Source organism: Kitasatospora saccharophila, assembly GCF_039529925.1.
In the GTDB taxonomy this organism is placed as follows: Bacteria; Actinomycetota; Actinomycetes; order Streptomycetales; family Streptomycetaceae; genus Kitasatospora; species Kitasatospora saccharophila.
This window is the reverse complement of record NZ_BAAANS010000042.1, coordinates 41861-60026: the sequence shown is the minus strand read 5'-3', so window position 1 is coordinate 60026 and position 18166 is coordinate 41861. Positions and strand designations below refer to the sequence as shown.

Genomic DNA, 18166 nt, shown 5'->3' with positions numbered 1-18166 from the left:
CCGCAGCAGGGCGCGCGGCGGCAGTACCGCGGCATCGGACCGGCGCACGATCGACCGGACGGATGGCGGCAACACGCCCATCTGCCAACACGGTTGACGATCCGTCAGGAGCGTTGGACTTTTCTCGGGGAGCCCCCGCCGGCGGGCGCGGGCCCGGCCGGCGCCCGGCGGCCCCGGGCGGGGCCGCCGGGCGGCGGGGGTCAGATGGTGCCCTGCCAGCAGTGCGGGCCGAGGAAGGTCTTGATGTCGGAGGCGAGGCCGTTGTCGGGGTTCACGGTGAAGCCGAGTTCGTACAGGGTGTTCTTGTCCCAGCCGGTGGTGAGCAGGCGGATCGGGACGTCGCCGGGGTGGGCCTGGAGGGTGGCCTTGAGTTCGGCGACCACGTCGGGGGTGAGGCGGCCGACGGGGGCGGTGATCTGGACGGGGGGCTTGGTGCCGAGTTCGGCGGAGGACATGTCCAGGGTGGTGATCTCCTGGCCGAAGATGCTCAGCGTGCCGTCCCGGTCGTTGAGCCGGCCGCGGACGGAGATCACGTTGTCCTCGACCATCTGGGCGGACATCAGCTGGTAGGCGGCGGGGAAGAAGAGCACCTCGATCGAGCCGTCGCGGTCGGACAGGGTGATGATCGCCCAGGCGTTGCCGGCCTTGTTGATCCGGCGGTCGACGCCGGTGATCAGGCCGGAGAGCCGGACCTCACCCTCGGTGCGGCCGGAGTTCAGCAGGTCGACGAGCGAGACGTCGCGGTTCTTGGTGAGGATGTGCTCGGCGCCGTCCAGCGGGTGGCTGGAGACGTACAGGCCGAGCATCTCCCGCTCCAGGCCCAGGAGTTGCTTGCGCGGCCACTCGCGGTCGGTGAGCTGGAAGTCCAGGCCGATGGCGGGGGTGTCGTCGCCGCCGAGCATCGCGAACAGGTCGTCCTGGCCGATCGCCTGCTGCTTCTTGACGCCGGTGACGGCGTCGATGGCGCTCTCGTGGACGGTGCTGAGCGAGAGCCGGGTGTGGCCGAGCGAGTCGAAGGCGCCGGCCTTGACCAGCGAGTCGACGGTGCGCTTGTTGCAGACCACCAGCTCGACCTTGTCGAGGAAGTCGGCGAAGGAGGTGTACTTGCCCTTCGCCTCCCGGGTGGCGACCAGCGACTCGATCACCGGGACGCCGACGTTGCGCACCGCCTTGAGGCCGAAGCGGACGTCGCTGCCGACGGCGGTGAAGTCGACGACGGACTCGTTGACGTCCGGGGAGAGGATCCGGATGCCCATCGCCCGGCACTCGGCCAGGTAGATCGCCATCTTGTCCTTGTCGTCGGCGACCGAGGTGAGCAGGGCGGCCATGTACTCGGCGGGGTAGTTCGCCTTCAGGTAGGCGGTCTGGTAGGAGACCAGGCCGTACGCGGCCGAGTGCGACTTGTTGAAGGCGTAGCCGGCGAACGGGACCAGCACGTCCCAGACCGCCTGGATCGCCTCGTCCGAGTAGCCGCGCTCCTTGCAGCCCGCGTGGAAGGGCACGAACTCCTTCTCCAGCACCTCCTTCTTCTTCTTGCCCATCGCGCGGCGCAGCAGGTCGGCCTGGCCGAGCGAGTAGCCGGCCAGCACCTGGGCGGCGCGCTGCACCTGCTCCTGGTAGACGATCAGGCCGTAGGTGGGGCCGAGGACCTCCTTGAGCGGCTCCTCCAGCTCGGGGTGGATCGGGATGATCTCCTGCTGGCCGTTCTTGCGCAGCGCGTAGTTGGTGTGCGAGTTCATGCCCATCGGGCCGGGCCGGTACAGCGCCGAGACGGCGGAGATGTCGGCGAACTCGGTGGGCTTCATCAGGCGCAGCAGGGCGCGCATCGGGCCGCCGTCGAGCTGGAAGACGCCGAGGGTGTCGCCGCGGGCGAGCAGCTGGTAGGTGGTGGGGTCGTCGATCGGGATGCTGTCGATGTCGACGTCGACGCCCCGGTTGGCCTTCACGATCTTGATGCAGTGGTCGATGATGCCCAGGTTCCGCAGACCCAGGAAGTCCATCTTGATCAGGCCCATGGCTTCGCACGACGGGTAGTCGAAGCCGGTGATGATGGTGCCGTCCTTGTCCCGCATGTGCAGCGGGATCAGTTCGAGCAGCGGCGTGGAGGAGAGGATCACCGCGGCCGCGTGCACGCCGGTGCCGCGGATCAGGCCCTCGATGCCGAGGCCGGTGTCGATGATCTTCTTGACGTCCGGCTCGTTCTCGTACAGCGAGCGGATCTCGGTGCCCTCGTTGTACCGGGGGTGCTTCTCGTTGAACAGGTCGGCCAGCGGGACGCCCTTGCCCATCACGTCCGGCGGCATCGCCTTGGTGATCCGGTCGCCCATCGAGAACGGGTAGCCGAGGATCCGGTTGGCGTCCTTCACGGCCGCCTTGGCCTTGATGGTGCCGAAGGTGTTGACCTGCGCGGTGTACGCGGAGCCGTACTTGTCGGTGACGTACCGCACCATCTGGTCGCGCTGGCGGTCGTCGAAGTCGATGTCGACGTCCGGCGGGTTGATGCGCTCCGGGTTGAGGAAGCGCTCGAACAGCAGGTCGTGCTCCAGCGGGTCGAGCTGGGTGATGCCGGTCAGGTAGGACACCATCGAGCCGGCCGCCGAGCCGCGGCCCGGGCCGACCGGGATGCCGTTGTCGCGCCCGTACTGGCAGATGTCGGCGACCACGAGGAAGTAGGCGTCGAACCCCATCGGGGTGATCACGCCCATCTCCAGCTCGACCCGGTCCAGCACCTCCTGGCTCGGGTTGTCGCCGTAGCGGTGCTTCAGGCCGGCCGCGATCTTCTTGCGCAGGAAGGACGCCTGGGTCTCGCCCTCGGGCACGTCGAACTGCGGCATCCGGTCGACGTAGGTGAAGACCTCCTGGTACGACTCGATCCGCTCGGCGATGGCGAGGGTGTTGTCGCACGCCTCCGGGAGCTCGCGGAACAGCTCGCGCATCTCCTCGGCGGTCTTCACGTAGTAGCCCGAGCCGTTGAACTTGAACCGGTTCGGGTCGTCCTTGTTCTTGCCCACGCCGACGCAGAGCAGGCTGTCGTGCGCGTCCGCCTGGTCGGCGGTCACGTAGTGCGAGTCGTTGGTGGCCAGCAGCGGGATGTTCAGCTGCTTGGCCAGGCGCAGCAGGTCGGCGCGCACGTCCTGCTCGATGGACAGGCCGTGGTCCATCAGCTCCAGGAAGTAGTTCTCCTTGCCGAAGATGTCCTGGTACGCGGCGGCCGCCTTCACCGCCTCCTCGTACTGGCCCAGCCGCAGCCGGGTCTGCACCTCCCCGGACGGGCAGCCGGTGGTGGCGATGATGCCGGTGGCGTTGGCGGCGATCAGCTCCCGGTCCATCCGGGGCTTCATGTAGTAGCCCTCCATCGACGCCAGCGAGGAGAGCTTGAACAGGTTGCGCAGCCCGGTCGCGTTCTGCGCCCACATCGTCATGTGGGTGTAGCGGCCGCCGCCGGAGACGTCCTTGCCGCCCTCGCCGTCCGAACCGGTCGGACGCTGCCCGCCCGGCGACCAGAACACCTGCTTCTTCAGGAACCGCGAACCCGGCGCCACGTACGCCTCGATGCCGATGATCGGCTTCACCGAACTCTTCGCGGCCGCGTGGAAGAACTCGTACGCGCCGAACATGTTTCCGTGGTCGCTCATCGCGATGGCGGGCATGCCCTGTCTCTCCGCCTCGGCGAAGAGCTTCCCGTTCTTCGCGGCGCCGTCCAGCATCGAGTACTCGGTGTGGACGTGCAGGTGGGCGAAGCTGTCGGCCACGGCGCTGTGCTCCTCGGATGGGCGTGCGGAAGGACTCCCCACCCTAATGCGGCCGGGCCGTCCCGCCGCGCCCGATCGGCGGATCGCCACCCGGTCCGCTTGTACCTTTCACGGTCGCGGACGCGGTCCGTTTACACCCCCCGACCGGCCGGTTACTTTGGGGCTCCGGAGCGCGCCCGGTCCCCACGCATGGCATGCCCATGGCTTTTCCCAGACAGACGGCCCGCCCGGCCGGGACGGCACGGACGGGCCCCCTCCACCGAGGTGGTGAAACCCCCATGACCCGACGCAAGACCTCCTCGATCCTCGCCGCCGTCGCGACCGCGGTGGCGACGCTCTGCGCCCTGCTGATCGGCCAGCCGCCGGCCCAGGCGCACGGCGTGGCGATGGTCCCCGGCTCGCGCACCTACCTGTGCTACCAGGACGGCCTCACCGGCACCGGATCGCTCACCCCCACCAACCCGGCCTGCCAGGCCGCCGTCGCGCAGGGCGGCACCACGCCGCTCTACAACTGGTTCGCCGTGCTCGACTCCAACGCGGGCGGCCGCGGCCAGGGCTACGTGCCGGACGGCACCCTGTGCAGCGCCGGCAACAAGTCCCCGTACGACTTCGCCGCCTACAACGCGGCCCGCGACGACTGGCCCAAGACGCACCTCACCTCCGGCGCCACGATCGAGGTCGACTACTCGAACTGGGCCGCGCACCCCGGCGAGTTCCGGATCTACCTGACCAAGCAGGGCTGGTCCCCGACCACCCCGCTGGCCTGGGCCGACCTCAACCTGCTGACCACCGTCGCCAACCCGGCCCAGGTGGGCAGCCCCGGCGCCGACGGCGGGCACTACTACTGGAACCTCGCCCTGCCGTCCGGGCGCAGCGGGGCCGCCCTGATGTTCATCCAGTGGGTGCGCTCGGACAGCCAGGAGAACTTCTTCTCCTGCTCGGACGTCGTCTTCGACGGCGGCCACGGCGAGGTGACCGGGATCCACCAGCCCGGCACCTCGTCGTCCCCGAGCGCCAGCGCTTCGTCGTCCCCGTCCCCGAGCGCCAGCGCTTCGTCGTCCCCGTCCCCGAGCGCCAGCGCCAGCGCTTCGTCCTCCCCGTCCCCGAGCGCCAGCGCCAGCGCTTCGCCGTCCCCGAGTCCGTCCTCCAGCGGCAGCCCGATGCCCGGCAGCGGGTGCATGGCCACGTACAGCGTGGCCGGCTCGTGGGGCGGGGGCTTCCAGGCGTCGGTCGAGGTGATGAACCACAACGCGACGCCGATCAGCTCCTGGACGCTGAGCTGGCAGACCGGGGCCGGCACCACGATCACCAGCCTGTGGAACGGGGTGCTGACCACCTCGGGCAGCACGGTGACGGTGCGCAACGCGGCCTACAACGGCACCATCGGCGCGAACTCCAGCACCACCCTCGGCTTCACCGCCAACTCCACCGGCAACAACTTCCCGACCGGCTCCATCTCCTGCACCGCCTCGTGACACCCGGGGCCCCGGACCCGCGCCAGGGCCCGGGGCCCGCACGGCCCGCAATCGGCAACTGACCGACACAGTAGGGAGGTTCGGCATGGTACGGAGCAGAGCGCGGCGCCCGGTGGCGGTGCTCGCGGTGGTGGTGGCGGTGGTCCTCGGACTGCTGGCCGGCACGGGACAGCGGCCGGCCTGGAGCGCGGCCGGCGGGGCCTGCCAGGTCGCCTGGACGACCAACGAATGGAGCGGCGGCTTCACCGCACAGGTGACGGTCACCAACACCGGCCCAGCGGTGAGCAGTTGGACGCTGAGCTGGACCTTCGGGGCCGGCCAGCGGGTGACCTCGGCCTGGAACGCGCAGGTGAGCCAGAGCGGCACCGCCGTGACGGCGAGCAGCCTGGCCTACAACGGGAGCGTCGGCAGCGGGGGTTCGGCGGCCTTCGGGTTCCAGGGCACCTGGACGGGCAGCAACCCCGTCCCGGTGGATTTCGCCCTCAACGGCGCCTCCTGCCAAGGGGGTTCGGGCAGCTCCTCGCCCACCCCGACCCCCACCCCGTCCCCGAGCTCGTCGCCCACTCCGTCCCCGTCGCCCACCCCGTCCCCGAGCTCGTCGCCCACGCCGTCGCCGACCCCGTCGTCCACGGTCGTTCCCACCGGTTGCGGCGCGGCCGTGGTCTGCTCGGGCTTCGAGGACCAGAGCGGCAGCACGCTGACCGGTGACTGGGCCGTCGCCGCGCCCGACTGCTCGGGGGCCGGGAAGGTGGCCGTCGACACCTCGGTGGTGCACGGCGGCGGGCGCTCGCTGCGGATCGACGGGCAGGCCGGGTACTGCAACCACGTGTTCGCGGCCACCACGAAGAACGTCACCGCGGTCGGCCCGGTGGTGTACGCCCGGTACTGGGTGCGGCACTCCACCGCGCTGCCGGCCGACCACATCGCGATGGTCACCATGGCGGACGCGAACGACGGCAACAAGCACCTGCGCCTGGGCGGCCAGAACGGCGCCCTGCAGTGGAACCGCGAGTCCGACGACGCCACGCTGCCCGCCCAGAGCCCGGTCGGGGTCGCGCAGAGCGTGCCGCTGCCGGTCAACCAGTGGGTGTGCGTCCGCTTCGCCGTCGACACCACCCGGCAGTCGATGGACACCTGGGTCGACGACCGCCTGGTGCCCGGCCTGCACGACGACGGCGTCCCCACCGCGGACGTCGACCAGCAGTGGCTCGTCCGCACCACCGCCCCGCGACCGGTCACCCTGTACCTCGGCTGGGAGGCCTACGGCAACGGCGCCGACACCCTCTGGTACGACGACGTGGCCCTGGGCTCCGCGCCGATCGCCTGCTGAACCGGCCGGGAACGGTCGCCCTCCGGGGGGGGGAGGGCGGTCGGGGGTCGACGCGTCCTCGGGCTGCGCCGGGGGCCCGGGCGGGGCCGTCGTCAGACGGTGACGGTGGTGCCGGGCGGGAGGACGGTCAGGGGCACCGGGCTGAGCATCGCGGGGCTGAGGAAGCGGGCCGTCGACTCCTGGCCGATCCGGCTGAGCATCACCTCGTGGATCTGGATCAGCCGCCGCGGGGCGAGTTCGCGGACGTAGTCGGCCGCCGCGCCGATGCCGGTCCAGGGGCCGCTGGTGGGCAGCAGCAGGGTCTCCACCGGGGCGTCCGGGACGTGGTAGGCGTCGCCGGGGTGGTAGAGGCGGCCGTCGACCAGGTAGCCGAGGTTGGTCACCCGGGGGACGTCGCGGTGGATCGCGGCGTGCAGCTCGCCGAAGACCGCGAGGTCGAACCCGGCGACGGTGACGCGGTCGCCGGCCCGCACCGCGGTGACCCGGCCCCGGCGGGCCGACCAGCGTTCGACCACCGCCTGCGGGCCGAACACCCGCAGGTCGGGGCGGGTCTCCAGGGCCCGGGCGAGCAGTTCGGCGTCGACGTGGTCGGGGTGCTCGTGGGTGATCAGGACGGCGGTGGCGGCGGCGACCGCGTCGGCCGCCTCGGGGGTGAACGCGCCGGGGTCGATGACGATCCGGGCGTCGTCCTTGGTCAGGGTGACGCAGGCGTGGGTGTGCTTGGTCAGGTGCATCGTCGGCCCTTCCGATGGCGGGGCGCGCGAGGGCGCGCGGCAGATGTACAGGGTGGACTGTACAGTTGAAACTGTACTTCCGGTAACCTGGAGCCATGAACGATTCGCCCGCCCCCGCCCCCGGCTCCGTTGCTGCCGCCCCTGACTCCGGTGCTGCCGCCGCGACCTCGCCCGACCGGCTCGCCGCCGACCTGCGGACGGCGGTGGGTGCCCTGGTCCGGGCCACCCGCTCGGAGGACCGGCTCGCCCCCATCCCGGCGGCGGTGCTGGACCTGCTGGACCTGCACGGGGCCCTGACCACCGCCGAGTTGGCGGCCGGCCGCGGCGTGCGGCACCAGACCATGGCCGCGACGGTCAAGGAGCTCACCGCCGCCGGCCACCTCGCGGCGGGTGACGACCCGTCCGACGCCCGGAAGAAGGTCCTCAGGCTGACCGCCGCCGGGAAGGCCGCGATCGAGCAGGACCGCCGGCACCGGGTCGGCCTGCTCTCCCGGGCCCTCGCCGACACCCTCGACGACGCCGAACGACGGGAACTGGCAAGCGCGTTGACGCTGCTGGGCCGGGTCACGGCGGCGCTCGCCGAGAGCGGGGCGGCGCCCCGGGCCGACCGCGGCCCGGTCACCGGCGCCTGGTGAGCACGGCCTTCGGCGGCTGAGCACGGCCTTCGGCGGCTGATCGGGGGCCGGTAGGGGGCGCGGCCGCCGTCGCGCATCCCCCGTGCGAGCTACCCGGGGTGTCCCGGCGCGGGTGATTCGCGGGCGTCGGCGGATTCCTAACGTGGTGGTCAGGTCGGCGCGAGGGCGACCGGACCGCGACTGGGGAGGACACCATGGGGACGACGACCACCGGACAGCAGGGCGTCGAGTTCGACGGATCGGGCGAGGGCACCGCCGGGGCCGGGGCCGGGGCCGCGACCGGGGCGGCGGGCGGCGCCGCGGTCCGCGGCGGCCCGCCCGGCCCGGTCCGGCGGGCGCTGCGCTCGCCGATCGGCTGGATGCTGACGGGAGCGGTGGGGGTCACCCTGGTCTCGGGGCTGACGGCGAACGGGCCCGGGCCGGTCCCGGCGCTGGGGGCGGCCGCCGCGGTGGCCGTGTACTGGCTGGTGATGCGGCGCCAGGCCGGGCGCCCCGTACCGGAGATCGCCCGGTCGGGCGCCTGGCGGGCGGCGCTGCACGGCGGCGGGGTCGGGCTGGGGTTCGTCCTCGGCTCGGTGCTGGTGATCATGGCCTGCGGCGGCTACTCGTTCTCCTGGGCGGGCAAGGACGTCCTGTCGGTGGTCGGGAGCACGGTGGTGGTGCAGATCGGCGCCTCGGTCAGCGAGGAGCTGATCTTCCGGGGCCTGGCCCTGCAGGCGCTGGAACGGCTCTGGGGCAGCCGGGTCGCCCTGGTGGTCACCTCGCTGTTCTTCGGCGTCGCCCACCTGGTCGTCCCGGCGGCCAACGGCTGGAGCGCGCTGGCGATCTCGCTGGAGGCGGGCGGGCTGCTCGGGGCCGCGTTCCTGTGGCGGCGTAGCATCTGGTTCGTCACGGGCCTGCACTTCGCCTGGAACACCCTGGAGCAGCTGCTCGGCATCCCGGTCTCCGGGCACGCGCCCGAGGGCCTGTTCGACGTCGGCGTCCACGGTCCCGCCGTCCTGAACGGCGGCGCCTTCGGGCTGGAGACCTCGCTGGTGCCGGTGCTGACCGCGCTGGTCCTCGCCGCCGTGATGTTCGTCCGGGCCCGGCGCGAGGGCGGGATCGAGTCCCGTCGCCGGGTGGGCAACTGAGGCGCGGTCGGGCGGCGGAAGAAGAAGGGGGAAGGGTGATGGAGCGTCGGCTGGTCCGGCTGCTGCGGGGGTCGTACGACCGGTGGCGGGAGCGGGACGCCCTGCTCAAGGACGGCGTCCTGGCGGTGGCGCTCGCGCTGGCGGCCTTCGTGCCGACGCTGTCCGGGGTCGGCGCGCAGATCGGCGACCTGCCGGAGCGGCCGATCGGCCTGCTCGGCACCGGGCTGCTCGGCACCGGGCTGGTGCTGGCGCAGTCCCTCCCGCTGGCGGTCCGCCGCCGGTGGCCGGGGGCGGTGCTGGCGGTGGTGGCGGTCGCGTTCGCCGTGCACCAGGCGATGGGCTTCCCGACCACGCCCGCCAGCACGGGCCTGTACCTGGCGCTCTACTCCGCCGGGGCCCACCAGGTCCGGGCCCGGCGCGCGCTGGCCGCCGCCGCGGTCGCGCTCTACGCGGCGCTGGCGGTCGTGCTGCACCGGCTCGGTTCGCCGCAGGCCGTACCGGACTACCTGGTGTTCGGCCTGGTGCTGGCCGTGTTCCGGCAGGCCGGGAGCGCGGTGCGCGTCCGGCGGGCCGAGGAGGTGCAGCGGCGGCGGCTGGCGGCCGAGGCGGCCACCGCCGCCGAACGGGCCCGGATCGCCCGCGAGTTGCACGACGTGGTCACCCACCACGTGACGGCGATGGTGGTCCAGGCCGACGCGGCGCAGTTCCTGGTCGAGTCCGCGCCGCAGCGCGCGGTGGAGGCCCTGGAGGCGGTCAGCGACACCGGCCGGCTGGCACTGACCGAACTGCGGTACCTGCTCGGCGTCCTGGAGGCGACCGGCGAGGCCGCGAGCGAGGCGGCGGACGAGGCTGCGGGCGGCGGCGGGGGCGCGGGCGGGGCCGGAGGGGCAGTCGGCGGGGCGGCCGGCGGGGTGGTCGACACCGGGCCGCCCGCCGCCCTGGGGCGGGTGGCGGACCTGGTCGAGCGGGCCCGCCGGTCGGGGCAGCCGGTCGAGTTCGAGGAGCGGGGCGAGCCGGGCGAGCCCGGCGTGGACGTCGAACTGGCCGCCTACCGGGTGGTGCAGGAGGCGCTCACCAATGCCCTCAAGTACGCGGCGGGGCGGCCGACCCGGGTCCTGCTGCGGCACGGCGGCGGGCAACTCGGGGTCGAGGTGGCCACGGACGGGCCGGCCGAGGGGGCGGCGGGCGGCGCGGCGAACGTCCCGGCGGCCCGGCCCGCGGCCCGCGGTCCGCGCGGCGGGCGGGGGCTGACCGGGCTGCGCGAGCGGGTGGGGATGCTCGGCGGCGAACTGGTGGCCGGACCGCGGCCCGGCGGCGGGTTCGAGGTCCGTGCGATGATTCCAGCCGGACCGGCGGGGGACGGCGGGGCCGGTGGGGACAGCAGGTTCGGCGGGTCCGGCGGGGGTGGCGGGTCCGGCCGGGCCGGGACGATTCGGGAGTGAGACCCAGTGACTGACGCGCCGACAGGGGCAGCGGTGCCGACGCCGATCCGGGTACTGGTCTGCGACGACCAGGCGCTGGTGCGGACCGGCTACGTGACCATCTTCTCCGCGCAACCCGACCTGGAGGTGGTCGGGGAGGCCGCGAACGGCCACGAGGCGATCGAGGCCGCGCGGCGGCTGCGCCCCGACGTGGTGGTGATGGACATCAGGATGCCGCTGCTGGACGGCATCGAGGCGACCCGCCAACTGGTCGGGCCCGCCGCGGAGGACGGCACCGCCACCGGGCCGAAAGTGCTGGTGGTCACCACCTTCAACGTCGACGCGCACGTGTACGAGGCGCTGCGCGCCGGGGCGAGCGGGTTCCTGCTCAAGGACGCGCGCCCGGTGGAACTGGTCAACGGCATCCGGACGGTGGCCCGCGGCGAGGCGCTGCTGGCCCCCGCCGTCACCCGGCACCTGATCGGCCACTTCGCCCAGCACGTGCGCCCGGCCGGGAGCGCCCGGGCCGCCGGGCACGACGTGGTACGGGTGCTGACGCCCCGTGAGCTGGAGGTGTTCCGGCTGATCGCGGACGGGCTGTCGAACGTGGAGATCGCCGGGGCGCTGTTCATCACGCCCGAGACGGTCAAGACCTACGTGTCGCGGATCCTGGCCAAGCTCGGCCTGCGCGACCGGGTCCAGGCGGTGGTCCTGGCCCACCGCGCCGGCCTGGCCCCCGGACCGGACGGCGCCGGAGCGCCGGGCACCCCCGGCCGGCCCTGAGGACCACCCGCCCGGGTCGGCACGCGCCCGGGCCCGGCCCCGGCGCCGGGCCCGGCAGGCGTAGCAGGTGACGGCCGGCAGCAGCGGACCAGGCCCAGGCGGAGCAGCGCCAGGCACTCCGAGACAGTGCTCGGAGTCAGCACGTAGGGCGCGGTCGTCTGCGTGCCTCCATGGTTCGCCGCCGCCCCACCCACCGGACGGACGCGGTCGTTCCGGCGGAGGAAGCCGCCCGGCCCCGCTCGTCCGACGGGAGGAGCCGATGGCTCGTCCCCCAGGAGAGGGGCGCCATCCTCCGCAACCGCGCTGCAAGGGGCCCCAGTTGGGACGTTCGAATTGACTCGCCCGGGTTACGCCGGAGCCGGGGGAAGATCCGAAAGGACACGTCTGGCTTGGTCCCGGGCGCGGAAGCCGAGGCTGATGAGGGTGATGCTCTCCCCGGCGCCCAGGGGCGTCCGGCCGTGCGGTGTGAGTGCCCCGTCGAAGACGACACCGCTGCCCGCTGCGAGGTCGCATTCGAGGTAGCCGGCGGCGCTGATGAAAGCGGTGGTACTGGCCCTGCCCGCGTCGATGGGGCGGGTGTGTTGGAGACAGATGATCAGGTTGGCCTCGCCGAACCCGGCCTCGTCCAGGTGGAAGTCGAGGGACTGCCCTTCCGTGTAACCGATGTAGACACCGGTGTGCGGCTGCTCGACCTCCAGGCCGGTGGCCCGCGCCACGATCGCGGCCAAGTCGACCTGGCTGGCGAAGTGGTTCGCGGCCTCGCCGACGGCCGTGTTCCGCTTGCCGTTGTGCAGGTACCCCTCGGAGAAGAGGGCCTTCTCGGCCTCGGTCGCCATGGCGGCGACCAGTTCGGCGGGGAACGGCTGGTCCCACAGGTGCCGGGGCTGCACCCGTTGGTGCGCGGCGAGACCCTGGATCTGCTCGCGAAGGGCGGGGAACCCGTCGTGCCACCGTGCCGGGTCAGCGATGCCGGTGCGGGCCTGGAGCCAGGCCGTCCACCTACGGCTCCACTCACCTTCTGCCGCAATGGAGTTGCCGATCAGGGTGCCGATCCGGTCGAGTGCGGCTTGCGTGGACTCGACCAGTTCGGTGTCCCCCTTGGCGATCCGCAGCCGCAGCGCCTCTTGCAGATGTGTACGGGCACCGGTGAGGTCGCCGCGTTCCATGAGGTGCTTGCCGAAGTGCTGGAGCGCGTAGTCGAGGAGTTCCGGGCACTGGCCCCGCGCGGTGTCCAGGGCGCTGCGGTAGAACGTCTCCGCGGTCTCGATGTCTCCGGCGTAGCGGTGGGCGTCGCCGAAGTTGAGTTCGGTGGCGACGATGGCTCGGACGTTCCCGCTGGTGATGGCCAGTTCGAGCGACCGGCGGAGGAACGTGTGGGCCTCGTCGTGGTTCCCCAGGCTCAGTTGGGCGGTCCCGATCCACCGGGTCAGGACTCGGGTCCGGTCGGGATCGGGCCCGGTGGCCAGCTCCTCCTGGAGCCGGTCGACTGCGGCGGTGAGCTCGGCCCGGTCGGTGGGGACCATCCGCAGGTTTTCGTCTTGTCTGATGAGGTGCTGGAGCACGGGGCCTTCCCTCGTTCGGTTGTGGTCAGCCTGGCACTACAGCTGGTCGAGCTGCTGGCGCAGTCCGGCCAGCAGGTCCGTCCCGTGCGGGGTGAAGTGCCCGGCCAGGTTTTCGAGTTCGCGCATGAGGTAGTGGGCGGCCGGCAGGCCCTCGTCGTAGGCGCTGCGGAAACTCGTGCGTTCGGCCCCAGTCAGGTTGTCGCGGTCGAGCTCGGTACGGCGAAAGCGCAGCAACTGGCTGTAGACGCAGGTCGCGTGGAAGGCGCGGTCGATCTCCCGTGCCTGGTTGCGGGTGATGCCCTGACCGGCTCGCCAGGCGATCTCGATCTTCGGTGAGGTCGCGGAGGAGTACCCGTCGGCGAAGACCTGGTGCTGGTGGATGTGCAGGGCGATCGACTGGTGCGTCCCCTCGTGCAGCAGGTTCTCCGCCAGGAACAGCGGCGACGGCTGCGGGCTGACGGTGTTCGGCGGGATGTGGTGCCGGGCCTTGTCGGAGAACACGATGACGTACGGGAGCGCCGGGTCACTGGAACTGGTGAGCGACGAGGTGGGGACACCGGGCTTGAGGCCCACCCAGAGCAGGCCGCGCACGAACTCGCGCATGCGCTCGAAGCCCTCGGGATGGACCAGCGACAGGCGGTCCAGCGCGGCCGTCAGCGCCGCGCGTCGCTCGTCGGTGTGCTCCACGATCCGGTAGTTCGCCAGGTTGATGTCGGCGGCGATCTCGCGGGGCAGCTCGGCGTCGAACCAGTCGAAGGTGGCCCCGGCCACCGTCAGCTGTTCGCTGCGCAGCGTACGGGCGTGCTCCGCGTAGGGGGTGCCCGAGCGCAGGATGCGGCCCATCAGCGCGAACGGGAGGACCGACTCGGCACCCTCCTCCCGGAGTCGGGTCAGTTCCGGGTCGCTGCGGGTGAGGTCGAAGAAGGAGCCGGACGGAACGCGGGCGGCAATCGTGGTCGACACGGTGGACTCTCCTCGGACGGAACGTGCGGAGGACGGATCGGGAGGGGAGCGAGCCGACTCGGCCGTGTGCACCGAGCCGACCCGCCGGGCCGCCGACGAGGCGGCGTCACCTCAGGGTTGAGGTCAGCTCTCGGCGACCGGGGCGAAGTCGCCGTCCGGGACGGAGTGGTCCAGCCGCCGGGTCAGGTCGGTGATCTCCGGGGCCTGCTTGATCTCGCTCATGTGCTTCTCCCATCGGATTCGTTCTGCCCGTCCGGAGATGGGCGGGCAGTCGCGCAGGGTGGTGCGGCCCGGTCCGCCGGAAGCGTCCTTCCGAAGGGCCGGGAGTTCGTGAGCGCCTTGTGGCGCGCGGTCAGGTGCGGCCGGAGAGGATCAGCGCCGTCGCCAGGGCCAGCAGCACCAGCAGCACCAGCAGGGCGGTCGGGTAAGCCACGACGACCGGTTTGGGGGTGGGAAGTCGGTGGGCGGCTCGCCCGGCCGCCACGCGGTACTCGTCCTGCTCGCCCACCCCGTGCCTACGCCGACCGCTGGGCGTCGAGCGAGGCCCGAAGCGAGGCCCGGCGCGGCATGGGGCCTTCTTCCTGTTCGAGGGCCCCAGCCCGGCGCGCCCGAGAAGTCCGGACGCGTCGGAGGGAGGACCCCAGTCGGCTACTGGTCCTTCGGCTTGTCGCCGTTGTGGTCGCCCGAACCACCGTGGTCGCCCGAGCCGTTCTTGTCGCTCATGTCTTGCCGTCCGTCCGAGTCAAGCCCGCTGTGATCCGCGGGGATGGTCGGCTCCCGGAGATCGGTTGAGCGGGCCGGGAGCCCTTGAATTGGCAGCCGGCGCCGTACGACGGTGAGTGATCGAGTCGTCACTCCGGCCGGCTGGGACCAGTTGACCGCCAAGACAAGATCAACGGCGAAGACGATCGGACTTTTCGGCGGACTTTTGCGGAGGCGGACGCCTGCGCGGCAACTGACCGGCGGGTTACCGTCTCGGTGTGGAGACACCCGGCGTGGAGACGCAATTCACCCGCCTGTGCACCGAGTTCGGCTGGGATCGTCCGACCCGGTTCCGGCAGGTATACGCCGCTACGGCGCGCAAGCTCGGATTGCCCGAAGACGTGAGCAGTCGCCAGTGCTTGCGCTGGCGACAGCCATTGCCTCCGTGCCCTCATCCGCAGCGACAACAGGTGCTCGAAGCCATGTTGGGTATCCCGTTGGAGCAGGCCGGATTTGTTGTGCCACCCCACCGCCGAGCAGGCCCCACCCCAGCACACCGAGATGAGCAAGACGTGAACCGTCGAACCTTCATGGCTCTGGCGGGCGGTGCCGCCGTGTCCGCCACCCTGTCGACCCCCCGCGCGGGGACCGAGACGGTCATGGACCTCCGGGCCGGGCTCGTCTCCCTCTACGGCCTGGACGACCGGTTCGGTGGTGCGACAGTGGGTCCGCTTGCGCAGGCTCATCTCGCCAGGGCCGAAAGGCTGATCGCCACCACCGGCTACCCCGGCACTATCGGCCGGCAGCTTCGCCTGATCGCAGGGGAGACTGCTGAACACGTCGCGTGGCTGGCGTTCGACGCCGGGGACAACGAGAGGGCTCGGAAGCACTGGGGCATCGCGCTCACTCGGGCTGACGAGCTGAAGGACGACTCCCTGGCCGTCGTGGTGATGGCGTCGATGGCTCTCATGAACCTTCGGGAGCGCAGGCCCGACGCTGCGCTCGACTACGCCCGCCGAGCCCAGCTCAAAGCCGTCTCGTGGGCGCCGCCCGCTCTCATGTCCATCCTGCTGACGCGGGAGGCCCGCGCCCTCGCCATGCTGGGTGACCCCGTTGGGGCTCGGTCGACTCTGGCGCAAGCCACGCGCACCTTCGAGCAAGAACGCCACGAGCGTCCGGTGCCCGACTGGGCCGTGTTCCACGGGCCGGCGGAGCTGGCGTTGGCGCAAGCGTCTCTGTTCACCGAGACCGGGCACCACAAGGCCGCGGTGGAGTGGCTTCGGCGTTCCCTCGGGTACCAGGAGGCCAACTATGCGCGGAACGAAGCCTTGGTGCGTTTCAACCTTGCTGGTGCGCTCGCGCAGGCGGGCGAAGCCGAGGAGGCAGCCTACGGACTCTCCTCTGGTGCTGTTCTGCTGACCGAGGTGTCCTCCGGCCGGGCGCGGACGTCCATGCAGGAGGCGCACTCCCACCTGAAGCTGTTGAACCCCTCCCTGGCCGCAGCCAGCACCGCCCACCTGATGCAGTAGAAGGAGTACCGTGCAGGACTTCGTCCTCGACACCGTCACCGACCCGGACGCCGCAGCACAGGCGCTCGACGTGATAGCACCCCTGTACGGGCAGGTGTTCGCAGAGCCGCCGTACTTCGAGGGGCCGCGCGACCTCGCAGGTTTCCTCAAGGGCTACGAAGCGTTCCGGAGCATGCCCGGTTTCCGTTTGGTGCTGGCCTGCTCGGGCGAGACGCTGGCCGGTTTCGCCTTCGGCCTTCTTCTTCAGTCGGACAGCCGGTGGTGGACGGGCCTGGATCTGGACGACTCCTTCACCCGAGAAGACGGGCACCGCACGTTCGTCATCCGGGAAATCGCCGTGGGCCCAGAGTGGCGTCGCCAAGGACTCGGACGAGCGTTGCACGCCGAGGTGGTCGGTGGTACCAGCGCGGAGCGCACCACCCTCGCGGTCCGCCCCGAAGCTGAGGCTGCAACAAAGATGTACGCGGCCCTCGGCTACCGGGACTTGGGCACCAAGGAACCTGCCGGGGAAGGGGACCCGGTGTACCGCTACATGATTCGTTGACCCGCCGCCGACTGAGGGAACGTACGTTGCCGACGCTGATGGGACTGGGGGCGGTATTTCGGGGATGGTCTGACGGGCAGTAAGTCCTATGGGCGGATGGCTATTTCAATGATTTCCTGCCGTGCGCGGGAATTCACATTCGGCTACTCTCTACCCGAACGGCATGCCATTGCAGGGTCGCTTCGGCGGGCCCGGCGTGCGCCGCTGCGGGTGAAGGTGGGCGAGTTCGGTGAACGGTTCTGCGGTCGGCCCGGCGGGGGCGGTCGGGCTCCTGCGGGCGGCCCTGGCTCCTGGTGTCTCCGACTCCCCGGCGGGGCCCTACGCTTCGCTCGCGCTGCTGCGGGAGGTCGCCCCGGTGCTGCACGACGAGGAGTTGGGCACCCGCTTCCTGACCGGGTTCGCCGACTGCCAGGCGGTGCTGTCCGGCCCGGCCTTCGCGGTGCCGGACGGCGACTGGCTGCGCCGCGAGCGCCCCGAGTGGGTGGCCCGGCCGGCGGCGGACTTCTTCTACGCCTCGCTGCTCGGCACCAACGGCGCCGCGCACGAGCGGCTGCGCGCGCCGCTGACGGGGGCGTTCGGTCCGCGCCGGGCGGCGGAGTTGTCCGCCGGGGTGGAGAAGACCGTGGAGGAACTGCTCGACCGGTTCGCCGACGCCACCTCGGACGGCGGGACGGCCGATTTCCAGGAAATCGTCGGATATCCGCTGCCGGTCGCGGTGGTGGGCGAACTGATCGGGGTCCCCGGGACCGACCGGGAGCGTTTCCACCAACTGGGCCGGGACGCCGCCCGGTTGCTGGAGCCGGTGCGCTCGGACGAGGACTGGCGGCGGGCGGACGCGGCGGTGACCGCCCTGCGCGAGTACTTCGCCGCCCTGCTGCGCGAGCGCCGGGCCCGTCCCGCCGAGGACCTCGCCTCGGCGCTGCTCGCCCCGACCCCGACCCCGGCCCCGGCCTCGTCCGACCGCTCCGACGGTGCGGACCGGCGCCCCGCTGGAGGCCGACGACCGCTGAGTGAGCGCGAGTTGGCGGACCTGCTGGTGCTGGTCTTCGTGGCCGGGTTCGAGACCACCGCCGGGCTGCTCGGCACGGCGGTGCACACCCTGCTGACCCACCCCGGGCAGGCCGCGCTGCTCCGGGCCGATCCGGGCCTGCTGCCCGGCGCGGTCGAGGAGGTGCTGCGCTGGGACGGGCCGGTGCTGATGACCGAGCGCCTCGCGCTGCGCCCGGTCGGGGTGGGCGGGGTGGACGTCCCCGCCGGGGGCAGCGTGACCGCGGTGCTCGGCGCCGCCAACCGGGACCCGGACCGCTACCCGGACCCGGACGCCTTCCTGGTGCACCGGACGGGCGTGCGGGTGCTGAGCTTCGGCGCCGGACCGCACTACTGCTTCGGCGCGGCGCTGGCCCGGCTGGAGGGGGCGCTGCTGCTGGGCCGGCTGCTGGAGCGCTTCCCCCGGCTGGCCCCGGCCGGGCCGCCGGTGCGGCGCCCCTCGGCCTGCCTGCGCTCGTTCGACGCACTGCCGCTGGCGGCCACCGGCTAGCCCCGCGCACCGGCCCGGCCGCCGGCCTCCGGCCTCCCGGCCCCCGGCCCGTCGTACCGAACCCGTACC

Annotated in this window: 14 protein-coding genes; 9 read left to right on the top strand and 5 right to left on the bottom strand. The window is 72.2% G+C overall.

The genetic code is table 11. The features are described 5' to 3' along the window. Positions 1 to 200: 200 nt before the first annotated feature. Positions 201 to 3752: a DNA polymerase III subunit alpha gene (gene dnaE / locus ABD345_RS27215; RefSeq protein WP_344555606.1), complete on the bottom strand. Its 3552-nt coding sequence runs from the start codon at positions 3750 to 3752 to the stop codon at positions 201 to 203. Between the two features lie 278 nt (positions 3753 to 4030). Between dnaE and ABD345_RS27210 the strand changes: the two genes are divergently transcribed. Together ABD345_RS27210 and ABD345_RS27205 are read left to right on the top strand one after the other, a co-directional pair. Beyond that, positions 4031 to 5227, top strand: coding sequence for a lytic polysaccharide monooxygenase (locus ABD345_RS27210; RefSeq protein ID WP_344555604.1), 1197 nt, complete (start codon positions 4031 to 4033; stop codon positions 5225 to 5227). An 85-nt stretch (positions 5228 to 5312) separates the two neighbouring features. Beyond that, positions 5313 to 6557, top strand: a complete 1245-nt coding sequence (locus ABD345_RS27205; RefSeq protein WP_344555602.1) for a cellulose-binding domain-containing protein — start codon at positions 5313 to 5315, stop codon at positions 6555 to 6557. A 92-nt stretch (positions 6558 to 6649) separates the two neighbouring features. Here the strand turns inward: ABD345_RS27205 and ABD345_RS27200 are convergent, their stop codons facing one another. Next, the gene (locus ABD345_RS27200) at positions 6650 to 7291 is read right to left on the bottom strand and encodes an MBL fold metallo-hydrolase (protein WP_344555600.1); all 642 of its coding nucleotides are present in this window, start codon (positions 7289 to 7291) and stop codon (positions 6650 to 6652) included. 95 nt (positions 7292 to 7386) lie between these two features. Here ABD345_RS27200 and ABD345_RS27195 point away from each other — a divergent pair, with 95 nt between their 5' ends. The 4 genes from ABD345_RS27195 (at position 7387) to ABD345_RS27180 (ending at position 11260) form a co-directional block, all read left to right on the top strand. Continuing rightward, positions 7387 to 7926 (top strand): MarR family winged helix-turn-helix transcriptional regulator, encoded by a 540-nt coding sequence (locus ABD345_RS27195; protein WP_344555598.1) that lies wholly within the window; start codon positions 7387 to 7389, stop codon positions 7924 to 7926. Between the two features lie 194 nt (positions 7927 to 8120). After that, on the top strand, positions 8121 to 9056 hold the full coding sequence (locus ABD345_RS27190) for a CPBP family intramembrane glutamic endopeptidase (RefSeq protein ID WP_344555596.1): 936 nt from the start codon (positions 8121 to 8123) through the stop codon (positions 9054 to 9056). Between the two features lie 38 nt (positions 9057 to 9094). After that, positions 9095 to 10498, top strand: a complete 1404-nt coding sequence (locus ABD345_RS27185; protein ID WP_344555594.1) for a sensor histidine kinase — start codon at positions 9095 to 9097, stop codon at positions 10496 to 10498. 33 nt (positions 10499 to 10531) lie between these two features. Continuing rightward, positions 10532 to 11260, top strand: coding sequence for a response regulator (locus tag ABD345_RS27180; RefSeq protein ID WP_344555592.1), 729 nt, complete (start codon positions 10532 to 10534; stop codon positions 11258 to 11260). Between the two features lie 347 nt (positions 11261 to 11607). On the opposite strand, the gene ABD345_RS27175 is transcribed toward ABD345_RS27180, so the two are convergent. The 3 genes from ABD345_RS27175 to ABD345_RS27165 form a co-directional block, all read right to left on the bottom strand. Beyond that, positions 11608 to 12783, bottom strand: coding sequence for a tetratricopeptide repeat protein (locus ABD345_RS27175; protein ID WP_344555590.1), 1176 nt, complete (start codon positions 12781 to 12783; stop codon positions 11608 to 11610). Between the two features lie 75 nt (positions 12784 to 12858). Then, positions 12859 to 13785: a hypothetical protein gene (locus ABD345_RS27170; protein ID WP_344555588.1), complete on the bottom strand. Its 927-nt coding sequence runs from the start codon at positions 13783 to 13785 to the stop codon at positions 12859 to 12861. Positions 13786 to 14137: 352 nt separating this feature from the next. Continuing rightward, positions 14138 to 14293 carry a hypothetical protein gene (locus ABD345_RS27165; RefSeq protein ID WP_344555586.1) on the bottom strand — a complete coding sequence of 52 codons (156 nt, stop codon included), beginning with the start codon at positions 14291 to 14293 and terminating at the stop codon, positions 14138 to 14140. Between the two features lie 472 nt (positions 14294 to 14765). Here ABD345_RS27165 and ABD345_RS27160 point away from each other — a divergent pair, with 472 nt between their 5' ends. The 3 genes from ABD345_RS27160 (at position 14766) to ABD345_RS27150 (ending at position 18097) form a co-directional block, all read left to right on the top strand. Next, on the top strand, positions 14766 to 16016 hold the full coding sequence (locus ABD345_RS27160; protein WP_486327091.1) for an NsdA family TPR-like regulatory protein: 1251 nt from the start codon (positions 14766 to 14768) through the stop codon (positions 16014 to 16016). Positions 16017 to 16026: 10 nt separating this feature from the next. Further along, entirely contained in the window at positions 16027 to 16560 is a 534-nt protein-coding gene (locus tag ABD345_RS27155) for a GNAT family N-acetyltransferase (protein WP_344555582.1), read from the top strand. 229 nt (positions 16561 to 16789) lie between these two features. Further along, a complete protein-coding gene (locus ABD345_RS27150) occupies positions 16790 to 18097 on the top strand; it encodes a cytochrome P450 (RefSeq protein WP_344555580.1) in 1308 nt (435 codons plus the stop codon). Positions 18098 to 18166: the final 69 nt, after the last annotated feature.

Excerpts from the sequence above, each read along its gene's own strand:
- ABD345_RS27210 (WP_344555604.1), top strand. The coding sequence starts at position 4,031 with ATGACCCGACGCAAGACCTCCTCGATCCTCGCCGCCGTCGCGACCGCG.
- ABD345_RS27205 (WP_344555602.1), top strand. The coding sequence starts at position 5,313 with ATGGTACGGAGCAGAGCGCGGCGCCCGGTGGCGGTGCTCGCGGTGGTG.
- ABD345_RS27190 (WP_344555596.1), top strand. The coding sequence starts at position 8,121 with ATGGGGACGACGACCACCGGACAGCAGGGCGTCGAGTTCGACGGATCG.
- ABD345_RS27175 (WP_344555590.1), bottom strand. The coding sequence starts at position 12,783 with ATGGTCCCCACCGACCGGGCCGAGCTCACCGCCGCAGTCGACCGGCTC.
- ABD345_RS27200 (WP_344555600.1), bottom strand. The coding sequence starts at position 7,291 with ATGCACCTGACCAAGCACACCCACGCCTGCGTCACCCTGACCAAGGAC.
- ABD345_RS27185 (WP_344555594.1), top strand. The coding sequence starts at position 9,095 with ATGGAGCGTCGGCTGGTCCGGCTGCTGCGGGGGTCGTACGACCGGTGG.
- ABD345_RS27195 (WP_344555598.1), top strand. The coding sequence starts at position 7,387 with ATGAACGATTCGCCCGCCCCCGCCCCCGGCTCCGTTGCTGCCGCCCCT.